This window comes from Streptomyces chisholmiae, from assembly GCF_031845445.1.
Classification (GTDB): Bacteria; Actinomycetota; Actinomycetes; order Streptomycetales; family Streptomycetaceae; genus Streptomyces; species Streptomyces chisholmiae.
In genome coordinates this window covers 180,910-198,868 of the sequence record NZ_JAVREO010000009.1, presented here as the reverse complement: position 1 = coordinate 198,868, position 17,959 = coordinate 180,910, and the positions used below count along the sequence as shown (strand labels likewise).

The following is a 17,959-nucleotide window of genomic DNA, read 5'->3' as shown; positions in this document are numbered from 1 at the left end:
GGAGGGGGGTTCAATGGCTGTCGAGAGCGTCACCCCGTTGACGGCGGCAGATCAGGGGGTCAGCCGCCTGCGGAAGGACCGCGAACGACTCGACACGATAGACCGCTATGTGCGGGGCGAGCATGACGGCCCGTATACGCCGAAATCCGCGACCGCCGAATACAAGCTCTTGGCCAAGCGCGCCATCTCGAATTGGTTGCCGCTGCTGGTGAAAACTCCGGCGCAGGCGCTCGCGGTTGAGGGGTACCGGCGTCAGGACTCGGGAGTTCAGGGGGCCGCCTCGTCCGTCGAATGGCAGGCGTGGCAGGCCAACAGGATGGATGCGAGGCAAACGGCGATCCACCGGGCTGCGCTCGGGTTCGGCTTGGCGTTCGTGGTGGTGCTGCCGTCGCCGCGCGATCCCACGCGGCCGGCCATCCGGGGTGTGTCGCCCCGGTTGATGTACGCGGCCTACGACGACCCCGCAGCGGACGAAACGCCCCTGTGGGCACTCCAGTTGGAGAAGCTTCCGCAGCCTGGCAAGGGTGAGGTGCGCGCGTGGTTCTATGACCCGCAGGGCGTCACCGAGCTGGCGATAGGCGGACGGGGCGGGGCCCGGATCACCGGTTACACGGCTCACGGTCTGGGCGTCACGCCCGTGGTTCGCTTCGCTGCGGACATCGACCTTGAGGGCCGGGTCACTGGCGTCGTTGAGCCCATGATTCCGATTCAGGACCGGATCAATCAGACCACGTTTGATTTGCTCGTTGCGCAGACGTTCGGAAGTTTCAAGGTCCGGACGATTGCCGGTTTGGCGCCGGAGTTCGAGAGGGACCCCAAGACCGGTGAAGTCGTCTACGACCCGAACACCGGTAAGCCCAAGGTGATTCCGGTTCAGGCCGACGCTTCCCGGTTCCTGGTCGCCCCGGACCCGGACACCAAGTTTGCGCAACTGGACGAAACCCCGCTCGCCGGGTTCCTTGAGGCCATTGAATCCGGGGTGCGCACGCTCGCCGCAGTGAGCCAGACTCCGCCGCATTACCTACTGGGGTCGGTCGTCAACCTCTCGGCTGAGGCGTTGGCCGCCGCAGAGGCCGCGCTCACGCGGGCGGTGGACGAGTACAAGCACCTGTTCGGGGAGTCGTGGGAGCTGGTTCTCCGGCTGTGCGCTCGCGTCGCCCGGGTGGCGGAGGATGAGCGCGCTCAAGTCCTGTGGAAGGACGCCGAGTCCCGCAGCCTCAGCCAGACGGTTGACGCGTTGGGGAAGGCCGTCCAGTTGCTCCAGGTCCCGCCGCGCGCCTTGTGGCCCCGGATTCCGGGTGTCACGTCCACGGACGTGGAGGAGTGGGCGCAGATGGCCGAGGACGACGACCCCGCGCTCAGGCTCGCGGACTCGCTGACGCGGGCGACCGCTCCCGCCGCGGAGGGGACGGCCGGCGATGCCACAGCGTGAGTCGGTCCGCCTGTTCGACGCGTACTGGCGGACGCAGGCCCGCACGGGCGCGACCGTCGCGGCGCGTGCCCTGGCGGAGTGGTCGCGGGTCTCGCCCACCTCCTTGGTGACCTCCGGCCGGGCGTGGCTGGCGTTCGTCCTGGCGCTGCTCGGTCGGGAGCGTGTCCGCTCGCGAGAGGCCGCCGCCTCCTTCTATCGGCTCTACCGCGCGGTGGAGACCGGCGCCACGCTCCCTCCGGTGTCCGGTACGGCGGACGGACCGGTGACGCTCGGGGAACTGCGCGACGACTGGGCCCAGTTCGCGGGAACCCCTCGCGCTCCCCAGTCCAGTGACGAGGAACTGGTTCCGGTCGATGACTTCGACTGGCCGGAGCCGGACGAGGCCGCGCAGGATGCTGCGGCCCGTACCGCGCTGGCCGTGACCGGACCCGCCCGTGTACGTGAGGCCATCGACCAGGCGTCGAACCTCACCGAGCGCGGGCGGCTGGACTCGGCCGACTTCCTGAACGAGCTGGACGAGGTGATGCGCGACGCCGGGGTGAACGCGGCGGGCGCAGCGGACCGCGAGGCACTGCGCGGCGGTCGTGAGCTGATCCGCGACGCGTCCCGGGCGGACCGACGCGTGATCGGCTGGGCTCGGGTCACGGACGGGTCGCCGTGCGCGTTCTGCGCGATGTTGGCCAGCAGGGGCGCCGTGTACCGCTCGGAGGCGGGCGCGTTCTTCGAGGGACGAGGCCGGGCGACGGAGATTCCCCGGGACCCTGACGCACTCGCGGAGCTGGAGCAGTACCACAACGGGTGCCACTGCCAGGCCGTACCGGTCTACTCCCGCGCCGACTTCCTGACTCCGCAGGCCCGGCAGTACGCCCAGGAGTGGGCGGAGGTCACGCGGGGTCTCGCTGGCGCTGACGCACGCCGGGAGTGGCGACGCCACATCGACGCCCAGAGGCGTTCGAGCTGACCACCTACGCACGTGCGTAGGTGCTCCCGATGCCCGCCGCGGCGGGTTCTTCAAGTCCTACGCCCAGGAGACAGCAGGTATGGACAACCAGACGACTACGCAGCCGGACGAGGGCCCGGAGCCGGAGGGCACGGGCAGCACGCAGGCCGACGAGGGGACGAACGACAGCGGGTCGCCGCAGATCGAGGACACCGACCCGCAGACGACCGGCGACGGGCGCGACGAGGACGCGCTTCCCGACTGGGCGCGCGCCGAACTGACGAGCGTCCGCAAGGAGGCGGCCCGGTACCGCGTGGCCGCCAAGGAACTGCGGGAGACGCTGGCGGCGGCCAAGTCGCCGGAGGAGTTCGAGGCGGCGTCCGCCCGGGTGGCGGAGCTGGAGACCGAACTCCACCGGGAGCGGCTGGCCCGGACCTACCAGCTTCCTGACTTCCTGGCCTCCCGGATCACCGGGGAGACGGAGGAGGAGCGCGAGAAGGACGCCCAGGCGCTCGCCGAGGCGTTCAACGCGCGCACCGTTCCCGTGGGCCGGGGCGGTCTGGACCCGAGCGCGGAGGAGTCGCCCAGCGACCCGGCCGCCCTGGCTCGGATGGTTCCGCGCGGGCGGCGCTAAGCGCTCTCCCACGGCGGGAATCGGCCCGCACCTTCTCGACGCCCCCATTTCTAGGGGGCTTTTCTATGCCTACTTGGGGGGGAAACACTGAATGGCTAACAGGATTCTCAAGCCGGAGGTCATTACGGCCACGGCCCTGGGACTGCTGGAGCGTGACCTTATCCTGGCTAACCTCGTCTGGACCGACGGGGAATGGGATTTCAGCGGGGCGAAGAACGACACCGTGACCATCCGTGTCCCGGCCAGGCTCAAGGCCAGGGAATACGAGTGGCGCAACAACAGGTCCGAGTCCATCGTCATGGACGAGGTGAAGGAACACCGGGTTGATATCCGCCTGTCCAAGGACATCTACTCGGCAGTGGCCGTCACGGATGAGGAACTGACGCTCGATATCTCGAATTTCGGGTCTCAGATTCTTCAGCCGCAGACCCGGGCCGTGGCGGAGGCCATTGACGACAACATCGCCGCGCTGATCGAGAACGCGCCCTACCGCACCACGCTGCCCTTCAACGGAGACGACCCCTACGTGTCCGTTGTCGCCGCGCGCAAGGCGCTGAACCGCGCCAAGGTCCCGAGGGGCGGCAGGTGGTTGCTCGTCGGCAGCGATGTGGAAGAGCGCATTCTCCTGTCCGAGCGGTTCAGCAAGGCCGCTTCGGCTGGTGAGGAAGCCGCCGTCTCCGCGCTCCAGGAGGCGACGGTTGGGCGGATCGCCGGGTTCACGGTCGTGCAGTCCGAGGCCATCGACCCCGGCCACGCGTTCGCGTTCGTGCAGTCCGCCTACGCGGTGGCGACCCGGGCCCCGGTCGTGCCCGATGGGGCGAAGGCCGGTTCGCGCGATTCCTACCACGGGTTCGCGATGCGCTGGATTCAGGACTACGACAGCGACCGGCTGCGGGATCGCTCCGTCGTCTCTGCCTTCGCCGGGTTCAACGTCGTGACCGATCCCATGGGCGACCCGAACGACGATGACCCGCCGATGGAGTTGGTCCGCGCGGTGAAGCTCGAACTGGCCGACCCGCCCGCCCCGGCCCCGGCGACCAGCCGGCGCAGCTCGAAGTAGCCGGGCGCGGAGATGGTGCAACCGCTCGCCGATCTGGAGCAGTTGACCGCCCGCCTGGGCTACCGGCTCACCGACCCCGAGCGGGTCATGGCCGCGGCAGCCCTGGCCGACGCCTCCGCCCTGGTCCGCGCGTACGGGGCGCCGTGGCCGAACCCGGCCACCGCCCCGGCCGTGGCGGTCTCCATCACGCTGGCCGCCGCAGAGAGGCGGGTCAGGAACCCGGAGGGATACCGGGCGGAGGGCCAGGGCGGCTACTCCTACCAGCTCCCGGCAACGGCGCCCACGGGGGTGGCGCTGACGGACGCCGAGATTCGGCTACTGCGCGCCGAGGCGGGAACGGGCGGGCTCTACTCCGTGCCCATCGAACGCCACGGGGGCACGCTGTGAGCCTGCTGGACCAGGGGCCCGAGCTGGTCACCATCTACCCGACTGTGCCCAGCGATGACGGGTACGGCGGAACGCAACCCGGCCCGGGGGAACCCGTCCGCGTCCAGGCCCGCGTCATGCCGGCCGACACGGACGAGGCCGGGGAAGCGGGCTACCTCTCCCCCACCACCTACCGCGTGTACGCGCGTTCCCTGCCCGCTGGCCCCTGGTCGCGGGTGGAGTGGCGCGGCGAAGTGTGGTCGGTGGTGGGGGAGGTGGAGCACTTCGGCGGGTCGCGTCGCATCGCGTTCGACGCGGCCACGATCCGTAAGCGTTCGTGAACGGGTCACCTACGCACGTGTGTAGGTGACCCGCCTCGCCAGACCAACCGGGGGGTGAAAAAGTGGCGAGTGTAGATCCGCGCCTTGACAGCATCGTGGCGCACTTGCCCGAGGTCAGGGCCGAAGTCCGGGAGGAGCTGGAGCGCCGGGCCGCCCGGGTCCGCGCGGTGGTGGCCGCACACGTGGCAACCGGCGCGCTGTCCCGCTCGCTGGACGTGGAAGTCAGTAACCCTGACTCCACGGTCAGCATCGCGGACCCCGCGATCATCTCCATCAACTACGGGCACCACACGGTGAACGGCGTATGGGTGGAGGGAATCCACGCCATTGAGGCGGGTCTCACGTGACGACCCCGCCCGTTCTCCCCGACGTTGATGCCCTGGTGACAGCGGCGCTGCGCGCCGGGCTTCCGCGCGGTGTCGCGGTGCGGGTGGTGTGGCCCGACAACTGGCCGAAGCTGCTTCCGCTGGTCGTGGTCCGCAGGGTCGGGGGCGCGGCTGTTGATCCGATCGGCCTCGATGCCGCAGTGATCGACATGCAGTGCGCCGCAGCGACCCGGCGTGAGGCGTCCGCCCTGGCCCGGTCGGCGCGCGTGGTGCTGCTCGGCGCCTGCCGCGCCCAGTTCGCCGGGGAGGGCGGGTACCTCAGCCACGGTGAAGACCAGGGCGGACCGTTCGAAGTCCGCGACGAGGAACCGGCCGCGGGGCCGGACCTCTTCCGCTTCCTGGCTACGTTCCGCGTGACCGCGCGCCCGCACTGACGGCGCCCTTTCTCCTTTCTCTTCTGGCCGCCTCCGGGCGGCTTTCTCATGCCCACATGGAGGCATTTTCGTGTCGCTGGACGACAACGCCCCGATAGTCGCCGGAGGGGGCTACATCTATTTCGCGGACGAGGACACGCCCAAGCCACGTGTTACCGATCCGCTGAATCCCGGGCGGGCGTGGACGAACATCGGCCACACCTCGCGCGAGGATCTGCCGGAATTCGGCAGGGACGGCGACGACCCGGAAACGATGGGGTCTTGGCAGAACTCCAAGCTCCGCCAGACCACGCCGGACATCACATACTCCGTGACGTTCCAGGCGCTCCAGGCGACTGCCGACGTGTACCGCCTCTACTTCGGGGCCGACGAAACTTACGTGCAGCCGGACGGGTCCATTCGGATTCCTGCCACTCCGGTGCCCCAGATTAAGGCGCTGCTCGTGGTGCTCGTGGACGGACGGAAGTTCATTCCGCTGTGGCACCCGCGTACTTCGCTGCTGGGCTCCGACGCCATTTCCATGGCGACCGACGACTTTGTCATTTTCCCGATCACCGGGACGTTCCTCAGTTCGCGACTGATCGGCGGTGCCGTCGGTGAGTGGGCTCAGGTTCTCCCGCTGCGAAACCAGAACGCTGCCCGGCAGCGGAATTACGAGGGCGGTGCCTTTGGCTTCGGCGCCGCTGCGGAAAGGGAGGCTGATTCGCTGTGACCGACGCCTTGTCGTGCGCTGACCTGATGGCCGAGGCGCAGAACGAATACGAGTCGCTTCCGCTGACGACGCGGGCCGGTCAGACCGTGCAGCTACGGAACCTGCTCATGCTCCCGCCCGAGGGGCTGAAGGCGGCCCAGGTCATCCTTTCCGCATTCGAGGACGGCGCCGACCTAGAGAAGATGGGCCCGCAGCTTCGGGACCTTCTCCTTACGGTCGCCGACGACACCAAGGCCATGACCACCGAGATGCGTGACTGGCCGCTGGGGATGTTCATGCGGGTGGTCACCGCGTGGCAGGAGGCGACCCAGGCCCCGGAAGTGCTGGACTCGGCCAGCTCCTAACAGACGGACACGGCGGGGCTCTGAGAGCCGATCTCCAGCGGGTCTACGGACTGGATCTCGCGGATATCTGGCGGGGGAAACTCACGCCACGCCGTGTCTGGACACTGGCCGAGCATCTTCCGGACGGGTCCGAATTGACAGCGGCCCTTGCGGGTGGGCCGGAACACCGGGGATGGACGCTCCAGACATACCTTCTCGCGCACCTCCTTAATGCGGTGCGCTATGCCGACGCGAACAACATTCGCGTCAACGGAGGAAAACTCAAGAGCGAACCCCGACCTGTGCGGACCCCGCAATTCAGGGACCGTCGCCCGACGCTGGATCTCGCGAATCACCCGCTCGCGCAACCGGTGCCGGACAAGTATATAAGGGGGTGAGCTATGCCCGGCCCTGGGGGGCGGGAAGTCGGGCGGCTCTCAATTCGTGTTCTGCCGAACACGGCGAATTTCGCGCGGTCTCTCCAACGGTTTCTAGACCGCATCGAATCCCGGGCAAGAATCCAGATCCGGGCGACTCTCGACACCTCCGGGGTGTCCGAGAGCCTGTCCACGGAGTTGACGCGCCTGGAGCGGCGGACCAACGCGGTTCGCATCCCGGCCAGGCTGGTCGTTGACCGGGGGGAGATAACCCGCCTGCGGGCGGAGCTGGCGGGGATACGGCCGCTGAGCATCCCGGCCCGGGTGGACGTGGACCGCTCCGGCCTGGACGGCTTGCGCTCCTCGCTCGGCTCGCTGGTCGGTTCCGGAGGCGGAGCAGCGCGCGGGCTCGGTTCGCTGCTGGGCAGCGTCGGGGGACTGACGTCGCTGGCGTCCGCTGTCCCGGCCGTCTCCGCGCTGGTCGCGTCGCTGGCGCAGATGGCGCCCGCGGCGGGCCTTGCGGCTCCGGCACTGCTGGCCGTGGGAACGGCCGGCGCCGCCGTCGCCATCGGTACGCGCGGGGTCTCCGATGCCCTGGCGGGCGACGCCGAAGCGCTGGCACGGCTGACCCCCGCCGCCCGGGAGTTCGTCCAGGAGACGCGGGCGCTCGCCCCAGCATGGAGAAACGTTCAGTCTGCGGTTCAAGAGCGGCTGTTCACCCGGCTCGGGGAAACGCTGAGTCGAACCGCCAGCTCAGTTCTGCCGGTACTGCGGACGCAGCTTTCCGAGTCGGCAGGCTCGCTCAACCTGATGGCCCGCCAGGTACTCAACGCCGCCACGGGCCTGAGCGAGTCCGGAGCGCTGGGACAGGCGTTGGACGGGGCCAACGCGGGATTGCGCAACCTCATCTCGCTACCAGCCGTACTGGTCCAAGGCTTGGTTCAGATCGGTGCGGCGGCAGCTCCCGCATTCGAGCGGATGACCGCAGCTGCGGGCCGTGGCTTGGAATCTCTCAGTCAGCGAATGGCGAACGCTTTCGCGGACGGGAGAATGCAAGCCGCAATTGAGCGCGCCGTTTCGCTGGTCCGGTCGCTGTTTTCCACGCTGGGCAATATCGGCTCAACGCTGGGAAACATCTTCGGTCCCGCAGCAGAGGCGGGAGCGGGTTTCCTCCCGATTCTGTCTCAGATAGCCGAGACTGCCGCCCGAGTCACCGCGAGCCCCGAAGCGCAAGCCACCTTTCAGAATCTTTTCTCCACCCTTTCCGCTGTAGCGGGGGTAATCGGCGGGACTTTGTCAGCCGCTTTGCAGGCGACGTTCCCGCTCCTTTCGATAATCGTCAACACTCTGTCGGGACCGATTCAAAATCTGGCCTCGACTTTGGGTCCGATTCTCCAGAATCTCGCGGCCCAACTCGGTTCCGCTCTGGAACCTGCGGTCTCGGCGGCTGCCTCTGCGCTGGCTCTTGTCCTACCCATTGTCGGCCAACTAGCCGGACAACTGGCCGGCGAACTCGGCCCCGTTCTGCTGGCAACGGGAACTCAGGTCGGCCGAGTCGCATCGGTATTGACTTCAGCTCTTCAGCCGGTTCTCGAAAATCTTCCATCCGTTATCGGCCCCTTGATCAGCACTTGGGCCCAACTCCAGATTTTCACGACTCAACTTGCCGGGGAATTGCTCACGGCATTGACTCCTTCGCTGATCAGCGTAGGCGAATCGGCCGGCGAATTGATGGTTGCTTTGGGCCCTCTGATAGAGGCCCTAGGCGTCCTGCTGGTCGAAGCGCTAAATGCCATAGAGCCCGCAGTGACCCCGACCATAGCGATTGTTGGACGTCTCGCGGAAATTCTGACCAGCCTCTTGGCATCGCAGATAACGAACATTGTGGTTCCCGCGATAGAGCTGATCACGTCGCTACTGCAAGGCGACTTCCGTGGGGCCGTAGATGCTGCCCGGTCTCTCCTGTCGGGTCTCCTAACCCACTTCGGAAACATCTTCAGCGGGATTGTCTCCGTCGCCTCCGACGGCGCTTCATCTGTGATCGGCTGGTTTGCCGACATGGGCGCCGGGGCGCTGGAGAACGTACGCAGCATGGGCGCCAACATCCTCGCGTCCGCATCGTCGGCCATGGCTTCCATGGGAAGCGCCATATCTCGTGGCGTCTCTTTGGCTGGCCGCATAGTGGGCCTTCTTCCCGGGCTCGCACGGGCAGCGCTAGGAAACATCGGTTCGTTTCTCTATGAATCCGGTAAAGCCCTGATCCAAGGATTTATCGACGGTATCCAAGACATGGCCGGTGCTGCTGCGGACGCTGCCCGCTCCCTGCTGAGCGGGGTGCGGAATCTGCTGCCGTTCAGCCCTGCGAAAGAGGGGCCTTTCTCCGGACGCGGATGGACGCTGTACAGTGGGCGCGCCATATCCAGTTCACTGGCTGACGGAATTCTCGACGGCCGACGCCAAGTCAGGGACGCCACGATGTCAGTGGCCAGAACCGCGCGCTTCACCTTGGACGGCCCAACGAGCGATATCCCCCGTTGGGTAGGCGGGTCCGCTCTCATGCTTCGGGAGCGACCGCCGAATTCCGGACTCGGCGCTATCTCGCCGAACAGGGGCGCGGCCGTGCAGATCGAGAACTTCAACGCCGGCGGGCTCACACCTCAAGAGGTGGCCCGCGAACTGGAATGGCAAATGCGCTCACGGGGGTGACGGAAATAGACGACCTGATAACCCAAGACGGGCAGATGCAATGGGGCGGAATGCTCCTCGGGGAGTCCACGCCGTATGTCGGGGTGCAGCTCACCGGGTGGGATGACCTCCCCGACATGGCGTCGGGCACCGTTGCCATGCCGACGCAACACGGGGCGTGGCCCGGTGAACTCCTCGCCGGGGTACGCGTGTTGACGTGGGACTTCCGGATTCTGCCGCGCAGGATCGGAGACTTCCCGCGTCTCCTCTCTCGGCTCCTGGCCGTGACCGGCGTCCGTCAGGAGGAACAGCCGCTTGTCGTGCAGCTCGCCGGGGCGCGACGGCTGTTGTTCGCCCGGGTGACCAGGCGCGCGCTGACCGCTGATCGGGTCTACACCCGGGGCGAGCCCACGGGAACGATCGTCTGGGAAGCGTCAGACCCGCGCCGGTACGAGGTACGACGACACGTCGCGCGTACCGGGCTGCCGACCCCGGGCGAGGGACTGCGCTGGCCGTTGTCCTGGCCGCTGGACTGGATGCGGGAGAGTCCACCTACACACGTGCGTAGGTGGTCTTCCCCGGCTGCCGGCCGTCTGGTCGTGGTGAACACGGGCGACGCCCCGAGTCATCCGGTCATCGAGTTCCGCGGCCCGCTGCTGCGCCCGTCGCTGACCGACATGGACACCGGGCGCGTCCTGGAGTACGCCACCGGGCTGCGACGCGATGACGTGCTCACCGTGGACACGTTGGCGGGGACCGTGCTCCTCAACGGGGTTGAGTCCAGGCTGTTCACCGCGACCCCGCGCAGCACGCCCGAGCGGCTTTTCACTCTGGAGCCGGGCACGACCCGACTCCTCTTCAACGCGGAACCGGGGCGCTTCGACCCCGCCGCTTCCGCCTCGATCGTGTGGCGTTCCGCCCACTGGTGAGGAGACAGGATCGAATGACCGTACGTAGTGGTTGGCTGCTCGATCACGACGACCACGGAGGCGGGCAGAGCCGGACGGACACCCGCATGGTGCCCGTGGGCACGTGGACGCCCACGGGTGAACTGACCACCCGGGGTGGTGTCATCCCCGGAGGTGACCCGTTCTCGCTGACCCGGGTGGCCGACATGCAGTTCGCCATAGGCCCGGGGCGGGCGATCGTTCAGGGCCGCGCTGGGCAGGGCGCCTATCCGGTGGCGGTCACCTCGCCCGAGGTGCTGTCCGTGGACGACGGCGACCGCCAGTTCCCGAGGATCGATGCCGTGGTGCTGCGCGTCCTGGACTCCCGGCACGACCCGGTACGCACTTCCCGCGCCGTGGTGGAAGTCGTCCAGGGCACCCCGGGTGACCACCCGATGCCGCCGGAGATCACCGGTACGGCGGAGCTGCTGTACGAGGTGGCGGTTCCGGCCGGGGCGTCGGTGTGGTCGGGCGGTATTGACTGGCCCAACGCGATCACCGACCGGCGCCGGGCGACCGCCGCGGCGGGTGGCATCACTCCGGGTGGGTGGTCCGACTCGTGGTCCGGTTCCTACCCGGGTCAGTACCGCGACAGCGGTGGGGGCCTGGAGCGCTGGGACGGGTCGGCGTGGACGCCGTACCCGGGGCCGGAGGCCGCCGTGCCCTGGACCCCGGCCGCCCTGGCGGAGGGCTTCACCAACGGCGGGAACCAGGGCCCCGTGCGCTACCGGCGCGTGATGCTGGCCGGGGTGCCCCACATGCAGTGGCGCGGGGGGATCGGCTGGGAGACGGCGGGCGAACCGCCCAACGACGGCGACGTGTTGGCCCGCGCGCTCCCCGAGAACTTCCGTCCGCAGCGCCACACCCCGGTGTCGGCGCCCGCCGGAGGCGTTCCGCTGAAGATCGACTTCCGCACCTCCGGGCAGGTCCGGTTGATCGTCCCGTCCGGGGTGACCACCTGGGCCGGGTTCGGCGGCATCCTCTACCCGCTCGACCGGTAAGGGGGCGCGGTGCCGAAGGTCACTTCGGCCCCGTTCCGCGTGCTGTTCACCGACCTGTTGTCGGACCAGCCCCGCGACGTGCTACCGGTCTCGGGGCTGCGGTTCGACGACTACATAGGACGCAGCGGCGCCCTGTCGGGGACCCTTCCCGTTCCCGACAGGGCCACCGCTCAACGCGTTCAGCGCGCGGTCATCCCGGGCCGTACCGCCGTGTGGGTCGTCCAGGGCTCGGCCGTGTGGTGGGGCGGGATCGCCTGGACGCTGACACCGAGCACGGATGAGCGCGGGTTCGTCAGCGCCGATCTCCAGGCCGCGACGTTCGACAGCTACCTAGACCACCGCATCGTTTTCGACACGCTGACCAGCGGACACGTGGATCAGTTCACCGCTGTCCGCCAGCTCGTTGACTACGCTCAGTCGCTCCCGGGCGGGGACATCGGGATCACGATGGACGACGCGCAGATGTCCAGCGTGGTCCGGAACCACACGGTGACCGGCACCGACATGACGCGCGTGCGCGAGGCGCTTGACCAACTGGCCGGCCTGGAAGGCGGGTTCGAGTGGCGCATCCGTGCCACCGGGACACCGGACGGCGCGCGCCGCAAGGCGCTGCAACTGGGGTATCCGGTGATCCGCACGGGCGACCGTCCCGTGATGCTGACGCACCCGGGCAACGTGCTGTCGTACTCCTGGCCCGAGGACGCGACGAACACGGCGAACGTCTGGCAGAGCCGAGGGGCGACGCAAAACAGCAACCAAGCTGCGGACTCCGCACCGATGCTCTCGGAGCTGCTGACCCGCGCGGAGGACCTGACGGCCGGCTGGCCCCGCCTGGACGGCTCCTCGGACTACAACACCGTGCGCGACCGGCAGGCCCTCAACGCGCACGCGTCGGCGGACCTGGCGGCGGCCCGCCCAGTCACCATCCCCACGCTTCGCGTGCGCCTGGACGAACTGACCCCCGACCTGATCGGCCGGACCGTTCGCCTGCGCGTGAACGACGTGTGGCACGGCGCGGGCCTGGACGCCTCGTATCGCGTCGTCGGCTGGCAGGCCACCCCGGAGGAACGCGGGAGCGGGGGGAGCGCAGAAATCTACTTGGAGGGATAGGACGTGGCGAACGTTCCACGGGATATCACCGACCGGCTACGACGGTTGGAGACCGCGCTCCGCGAGTTGAGTAGCGCGGCGAACACCGCCCCCGCCCTGGACCAGATCCTTGACGGAGACGTGGTGATCGGGGACGGCGGCCAGCTCCGCGCCGAAACTCCGCAGGGGCGCAGGGTGTTCAGCGTCGGGCAGACCCCGCGCGATGACTGGGGCGTCACGCTGGCACGGCAGACCGGAGCGGCGGCGCTCACGGTTGGCGCGGACCCCGAGGCGGACAACGCCCAGGTGGTCCGCCTGTTCACCCGCGACGGATCAACCGTCGTGATGGACGACCCGCACGCGGACGGGTACTTGGGTCTGCCCATCCTGCCGATTCCCTGGCAGCCCACCCCCGCATGGCAGACCGCCAGCAGAACGACCGTTGGTGCTGTCGCCTGGTACGCGGCCTCCGTCGTGCAGTCCCCGGTGTTCCACCTGATCACCGAGACCTACGCCCCGCCGCGCACCACCGCCGCCATCGCGTTGGAGTGCGCGAGCGGCGACGGGTTCGCGGCCTGGGAGAACTGGACGGTTGCCGGTGGGGATGACGGCGCGTGGACCACGCACACCGTGACCCGGCCCATGACCGGACTTCCCCACGGGACCTCCGCGACGTGGCGCCTGCGCCACCGGGTCAGTCAGGGAAGCGGCCGGATCACCACGCACGTGATCGGCGCCTACCAGCGGAACACGACCAGCGCCGACGAGGTGCCCGCCGCGGCGGCCAGCTCCGAGGAGAACGAGGGGGAGAACTGACGATGTGGGATGCAGTGCGCGAGTGGCTGCGCGCCAACCCCGTGCGAGTGCGCGCGGGTATCGCGGCCGTGGTCGGGTGGCTGTCTCACCAGGTACCGCAGCTTGAGCAGATGATCGGGTCTGACGAACTGGTCGGCGTGCTCATGGGACTTGTGACGCTCGCCCTGGGCGAGTCCGCGTCCCGGCGCGTGGCCACCTCCAAGGCCGCTGAGAAGACGTACGACGGACGGAAGTTGCCCGACTGATCCACCCCGGTTGAGCCCCCGGTGCCCGCGCGGCGCCGGGGGCTTTGCCATGTCCGGACCACCTACACACGTGCGTAGGTGGCCCCACGTTTCCGCAGGTCAGTGACGTGTCGCCACCTCCCCATGTCGCGTGACACCCTCATACGAGGGTGTCACTTGACAGGCTGTCTGGTCGGCCCTTAGGTTCTTCTCAACGCACCGCACAGAGCGGGGCGAAGAGAAGAAAGAGGCAGCAATGAGCATCAAGGCCCCTGAGGGTTACATCTCGTCCTTCATCGGGAACGGCAAGGTGACCCACTGCATCCGGAAGGGCGTCAGCAAGACCCTGTGTGGGAAGGACGCGCGGAACGTCAGCGAGCGTCCGGGTACCGGGATCGCCTGCAAGGCGTGCGCCACTCGGGTCGAGGCCATGACCAAGGCGCCGGCCGCGACCACCGACACCGCGCAGAGCCCCGCGCAGCAGCCGGACACCCCCGCCACCCGCCAGGCCCGCATCACCGAGAAGGTGAACAAGCTCATCGAGAAGGTTCGCGCGTCCCTCAAGGCCGGGAACGAGGAGGCCGCCCAGGAGGCCATCGACGAGGCGGACCGGCTGATGGCTCCGCTTCCGCCCGCCATGCGCGGGATGCTGCGCGGCAGCCTGATGGAGGCCAAGCAGACCGAGCCGGACCCCGCCGCCGTTCAGGCCGAGGAGACCGAGGACGCCTCGGCGGAGAACGAGGAGCCCGAGCCGATCACCACCCCGGGTGTCCACCGGTTCGAGACCACCAAGGAGGCGTACGACGCCACGCAGACCCACGAGGAGATCAAGGACGGGGACGTTCTGATCATCGAGGGACAGGGCGTCGTCGGAGTCCTCTACAAGGCGTGGCCGTTCGCAGTCACCACCGAGGCGGGCGAGCTGCACCACAGCAACGGCAAGGAATACGAGTGGGACAACGGCCGGTACGTCACCAGCGTGGAACTGGCGGAGCAGACCGCCCGTGACTTCGGGTTCCCGATCTTCCGGGAGGAGCGTCCCACCCCGACCGAGGAGGCCGCCGACGAGGAGACCCCCGAGGACGACCAGGCGGACGCGGAGAGCGGCGAGGTTGCCACCCGGGACGAGGAGCCCGAGACCGAGAACGGCGACCAGGCGCCCGAGACCCGCCAGCGGAACGAGGCGGAGCACGATGCCAAGATCATGGCCACCTTGGTCAAGGTCGGCGCCGGGCACGTGAACGACGCGATCCGAGGCCGGGTGACTGGAAACCAGAAGATCGCCCAAGTTCTCCTTGACATGCGGACCCGGATCAAGGACAAGGACGGAGACCTTGACCTTCGGTGCCACACCGACGAGGCCAAGAAGCGTTCCGTCGAGATGTACGCGCTGGTTGGGGACGCGATCAAGGCCAAGGGTGGGGACCACGCTGCCGACCTGTTGGCCGAGATGAAGTCGATTCAGCGCGGGGTGCAGACCGCGATGACAACCGTGGTGGTCGAGTACATCCGCAGCCTGGACGCCTCCCCGGCCGAGTTCGTCAAGTTCGAGCGGGCCCGCGAGGAGTTCCCGGAGCTGTCGCCCTCCGAAGCGGTCTGGTCCTACTACGAGAAGGTGGGCAAGCCGCTTCCCCGCAAGACCCGCGCGGAGCTGGCCCGGGAGAAGCGCGCTCTCGCCAAGGAGGCCCGGCGTCAGCTCACCGCCAAGACCGAGGATGCGCCGGAGGAGAGCACCGAGGAGAACAACACCCCGGACGAGGACGAGGAGACCAAGAGCCAGCACGACCAGGACATGACCACGATCAAGCGGGCGATCAAGCTCATGGCGCAGATAACCGAGCGCGCCGCCAAGGGCACCAGCGAGGAGCGCGCGGAGATCAAGGCCCAGCTTGAGGCGCTGGTGAGCGCCGCCGGGGAGCACGCAGCGACGCTGTAAGCCTCGTAGGAAGCCGAGAGGGACCCTGCCAAGTGAGGTGGCGGGGTCCCTCGCTTCATGCTCGCACATCGCGCGCCGGACCACCTACGCACGTGTGTAGGTGGCTGCGGGTACCCCTCGCGCTCCCCCTCCGGGTGACAGACCCGATCAACGGAGGGGGCCCGGCGTGGCCGGACAGATCAGAACCATTCACCGAGGGGGAAGCCGCTTCTACGTGGCACCGGACGGCGCCAAGGTGCCCGGGGTCACGAGCGTGGTCGCGATGCTGCCGCGGCCGTTCCTCGTCAACTGGGCGGCGCGCATGACCGCCGAGGCGGCCGTAGACCAGCTGGCCGCCGTTACCTCGATCGCGGAGCGCGACCGGTCCGGGGCGGTTGACTACCTCAAGGGCGCGCACCGCCGCTACACCCAGAGCCGTGCCGACATCGGGTCGGAGGCGCACGACACCTTCGAGCGGCAGATCAGGGGCGAACGGGTGGGCCGGGTTCACCGGGACATCGAGCCGTACCGCGTGGGGTTCGCGGAGTTCCTGGAGTCTGTCCGCCCCGAGCTGGTTCGCGCGGAAGACGTGGCCTGGTCGGATCGGCACGACTACGCCGGATCGTTCGACGCGTTGCTACGGGTGCGCCTGGACGAGAACGGCAAGCCCGACGAGAACGGCGAGCCCGCGCTACTCGTCGCCGACTGGAAGACGAGTCGGGCGACCTATCCGGACGTCGGGTTGCAGATGACTGCCTACGCGCGGGCTGACCGGATCATCGCCCCGGATGGCACCTCCGAGCCCATGCCGGCCGTGGACGGCGCGGCCGTGCTCCACATCCGCCCGGAAGGCTGGTCGTTCAAACCGGTGCGCTCCGATGACGAGGTGTTCGACGTGTTCCTCTCCCTGCGCCACATCTTCGAGTGGGACCGGGAGATCAGCCGAACCGTGGTCGGCACACCGATGGCCCAGAGCGGAGGCCGGTTCGTCACCGGTACGCAGCGACGCGCCCGGTAGGCCGGGCACCCCTTGCGCTCCCCGAGAGGTAGAGGGGCGGACCCGCAACCGGCGCACGATCAAGCCTTGCCGGTCCGCCCCTTCCCAATATGGAGATCAGGGGGAGGAGAGCCGAATTGGCTCTACGCATTTTCGACACAGACCCGGCCAGCCGTCCGAAGCCGCGCTTCCCTGACGATGTGGTCGGGCGGTTCCGCTCGGGTCGGATGGTGGGGACCCGCCCCGAGGCGCTGTCCGAGTGGCGGGTTACGACCGGTGATCCGGAGGTGGCCGCCGAGGTGGCGGAGCTGCTGGGCGGGGAGCCCGCCGAGTGGCAGACCACCGGGGAGGACTACCTAGAGGTGCTGACCGACGCGGAGTCGGTCCGGGTAGTCATCGACGGCCCCGACGCGCTGAGCGCCGACATGAAGCTGTGGGGTCCCCGCGGCCAGCTCGTTCACCACTGCGACGGCGTTTCGTTCCTCAGCCCGGACGAGGATGCCGGTAAGCCGTGCGGGTGCCCCGAGTTGCTGGCCGACCGGAAGGCTTACGCGAAGTCTGGACGCGGGCCGTCGCCGTCCGTGAACCTCGTCTTCCGCCTCGCCGAGAACACCGGGCTCGGCCTGTTTCGGTTCGGCTCCTCAAGCTGGAAGCTCGCGGAGGTGGTCCACGAGATCAACGCCGCGCTGACCAACGTTGGGGGCCCGGCACGCTCGGAACTCACGCTTGAGCTGGTGCAGTTCCGGACCAAGGCGGGCGTTGACGTGGCGTTCAGGAAGCCGGCCGTCAAGGTTCTCGGTCCCTGGAATGTCGAGACCGCCGAGTGAGCCTCGCGGCCACCGCCGACGCCCAGCCGACCGGAAGCCTTCCCGCGCCGCTGCGGGCACTCCCTCACGCCGGTATCCGGCGTCCGCTGTGGGAGTTCGCCCCCGGCGACCGCAAGGCGGTTATTCACGAGCGGAAGCGCCGTTTCGGCTGGGACGACGGCGAGGGACACAACGATGGGTAAAAGGGGCGTGGTCACTGACTACGCCGGGGAGGAACTGTATCCCGGCGATCTGGTTGCCTACGCGACCAGGCAGGGAAACCGGGTCCGCCTCTCGGACGCCATCATTCTGGACGTGACGACGTTTCTCGTTGACGGCCGGCTGCGCCCTATGTTGAAGGTGCAGCCGACCGGTACCGAGAGCGGGTTCGTCAAGCGCCGTTCTCTGCGCTCGGAGTGGATCAGCGCGGAACACGTGCGGCTTGTCCTCGTCCAGGCGGCCGGCGAGACCGGCGACGAGTAGAACCAGCGGCGGTCAAGGGCCGGGCGATACCCCACGCGCGGGTGTTGTCCG

Annotated in this window: 20 protein-coding genes; all 20 read left to right on the top strand. The window is 68.5% G+C overall.

Annotation, left to right across the window (positions count from 1 at the left end):
- Positions 1-13: 13 nt before the first annotated feature.
- The 20 genes from RM844_RS17025 (at position 14) to RM844_RS16930 (ending at position 17,908) form a co-directional block, all read left to right on the top strand.
- Positions 14-1,432, top strand: a complete 1,419-nt coding sequence (locus tag RM844_RS17025) for a phage portal protein (RefSeq protein WP_311668069.1) — start codon at positions 14-16, stop codon at positions 1,430-1,432.
- On the top strand, positions 1,419-2,393 hold the full coding sequence (locus RM844_RS17020) for a VG15 protein (RefSeq protein WP_311668068.1): 975 nt from the start codon (positions 1,419-1,421) through the stop codon (positions 2,391-2,393). The genes RM844_RS17025 and RM844_RS17020 overlap by 14 nt, the downstream gene beginning before the upstream one ends.
- Positions 2,394-2,472: 79 nt before the next feature.
- Positions 2,473-3,006, top strand: a complete 534-nt coding sequence (locus RM844_RS17015) for a hypothetical protein (RefSeq protein ID WP_311668066.1) — start codon at positions 2,473-2,475, stop codon at positions 3,004-3,006.
- A gap of 91 nt (positions 3,007-3,097) precedes the next feature.
- Positions 3,098-4,066 (top strand): P22 phage major capsid protein family protein, encoded by a 969-nt coding sequence (locus RM844_RS17010; protein WP_311668065.1) that lies wholly within the window; start codon positions 3,098-3,100, stop codon positions 4,064-4,066.
- Positions 4,067-4,078: 12 nt separating this feature from the next.
- Entirely contained in the window at positions 4,079-4,453 is a 375-nt protein-coding gene (locus RM844_RS17005; RefSeq protein WP_311668064.1) for a hypothetical protein, read from the top strand.
- Complete coding sequence (locus tag RM844_RS17000) at positions 4,450-4,773, top strand: hypothetical protein (RefSeq protein ID WP_311668063.1); 324 nt, start codon at positions 4,450-4,452, stop codon at positions 4,771-4,773. Before RM844_RS17005 ends, RM844_RS17000 begins: the two co-directional genes overlap by 4 nt.
- A 62-nt stretch (positions 4,774-4,835) precedes the next feature.
- Complete coding sequence (locus RM844_RS16995) at positions 4,836-5,120, top strand: DUF5403 family protein (RefSeq protein WP_311668062.1); 285 nt, start codon at positions 4,836-4,838, stop codon at positions 5,118-5,120.
- On the top strand, positions 5,117-5,533 hold the full coding sequence (locus tag RM844_RS16990) for a hypothetical protein (RefSeq protein WP_311668061.1): 417 nt from the start codon (positions 5,117-5,119) through the stop codon (positions 5,531-5,533). Before RM844_RS16995 ends, RM844_RS16990 begins: the two co-directional genes overlap by 4 nt.
- 70 nt (positions 5,534-5,603) lie before the next feature.
- Complete coding sequence (locus RM844_RS16985) at positions 5,604-6,245, top strand: phage tail tube protein (RefSeq protein ID WP_311668060.1); 642 nt, start codon at positions 5,604-5,606, stop codon at positions 6,243-6,245.
- Positions 6,242-6,589: a hypothetical protein gene (locus tag RM844_RS16980; RefSeq protein WP_311668059.1), complete on the top strand. Its 348-nt coding sequence runs from the start codon at positions 6,242-6,244 to the stop codon at positions 6,587-6,589. The genes RM844_RS16985 and RM844_RS16980 overlap by 4 nt, the downstream gene beginning before the upstream one ends.
- A 530-nt stretch (positions 6,590-7,119) precedes the next feature.
- Positions 7,120-9,651 carry a phage tail protein gene (locus tag RM844_RS16975; RefSeq protein WP_311668058.1) on the top strand — a complete coding sequence of 844 codons (2,532 nt, stop codon included), beginning with the start codon at positions 7,120-7,122 and terminating at the stop codon, positions 9,649-9,651.
- A gap of 263 nt (positions 9,652-9,914) precedes the next feature.
- On the top strand, positions 9,915-10,559 hold the full coding sequence (locus RM844_RS16970) for a phage distal tail protein (RefSeq protein ID WP_394814528.1): 645 nt from the start codon (positions 9,915-9,917) through the stop codon (positions 10,557-10,559).
- A gap of 14 nt (positions 10,560-10,573) precedes the next feature.
- Positions 10,574-11,578 carry a hypothetical protein gene (locus RM844_RS16965; RefSeq protein WP_311668056.1) on the top strand — a complete coding sequence of 335 codons (1,005 nt, stop codon included), beginning with the start codon at positions 10,574-10,576 and terminating at the stop codon, positions 11,576-11,578.
- Positions 11,579-11,587: 9 nt separating this feature from the next.
- Positions 11,588-12,688 carry a hypothetical protein gene (locus tag RM844_RS16960; protein WP_311668055.1) on the top strand — a complete coding sequence of 367 codons (1,101 nt, stop codon included), beginning with the start codon at positions 11,588-11,590 and terminating at the stop codon, positions 12,686-12,688.
- A gap of 3 nt (positions 12,689-12,691) precedes the next feature.
- The gene (locus tag RM844_RS16955) at positions 12,692-13,483 is read left to right on the top strand and encodes a hypothetical protein (protein ID WP_311668054.1); all 792 of its coding nucleotides are present in this window, start codon (positions 12,692-12,694) and stop codon (positions 13,481-13,483) included.
- 2 nt (positions 13,484-13,485) lie between these two features.
- Positions 13,486-13,728 (top strand): hypothetical protein, encoded by a 243-nt coding sequence (locus RM844_RS16950; RefSeq protein ID WP_311668053.1) that lies wholly within the window; start codon positions 13,486-13,488, stop codon positions 13,726-13,728.
- A gap of 235 nt (positions 13,729-13,963) precedes the next feature.
- Positions 13,964-15,643: a hypothetical protein gene (locus RM844_RS16945; protein WP_311668052.1), complete on the top strand. Its 1,680-nt coding sequence runs from the start codon at positions 13,964-13,966 to the stop codon at positions 15,641-15,643.
- Positions 15,644-15,809: 166 nt separating this feature from the next.
- Positions 15,810-16,640, top strand: a complete 831-nt coding sequence (locus RM844_RS16940; RefSeq protein WP_311668051.1) for a hypothetical protein — start codon at positions 15,810-15,812, stop codon at positions 16,638-16,640.
- 116 nt (positions 16,641-16,756) lie between these two features.
- Positions 16,757-17,446: a recombination directionality factor gene (locus RM844_RS16935; RefSeq protein WP_311668050.1), complete on the top strand. Its 690-nt coding sequence runs from the start codon at positions 16,757-16,759 to the stop codon at positions 17,444-17,446.
- Positions 17,447-17,635: 189 nt separating this feature from the next.
- A complete protein-coding gene (locus RM844_RS16930) occupies positions 17,636-17,908 on the top strand; it encodes a hypothetical protein (RefSeq protein ID WP_311668049.1) in 273 nt (90 codons plus the stop codon).
- The last annotated feature ends 51 nt before the right edge of the window (positions 17,909-17,959 follow it).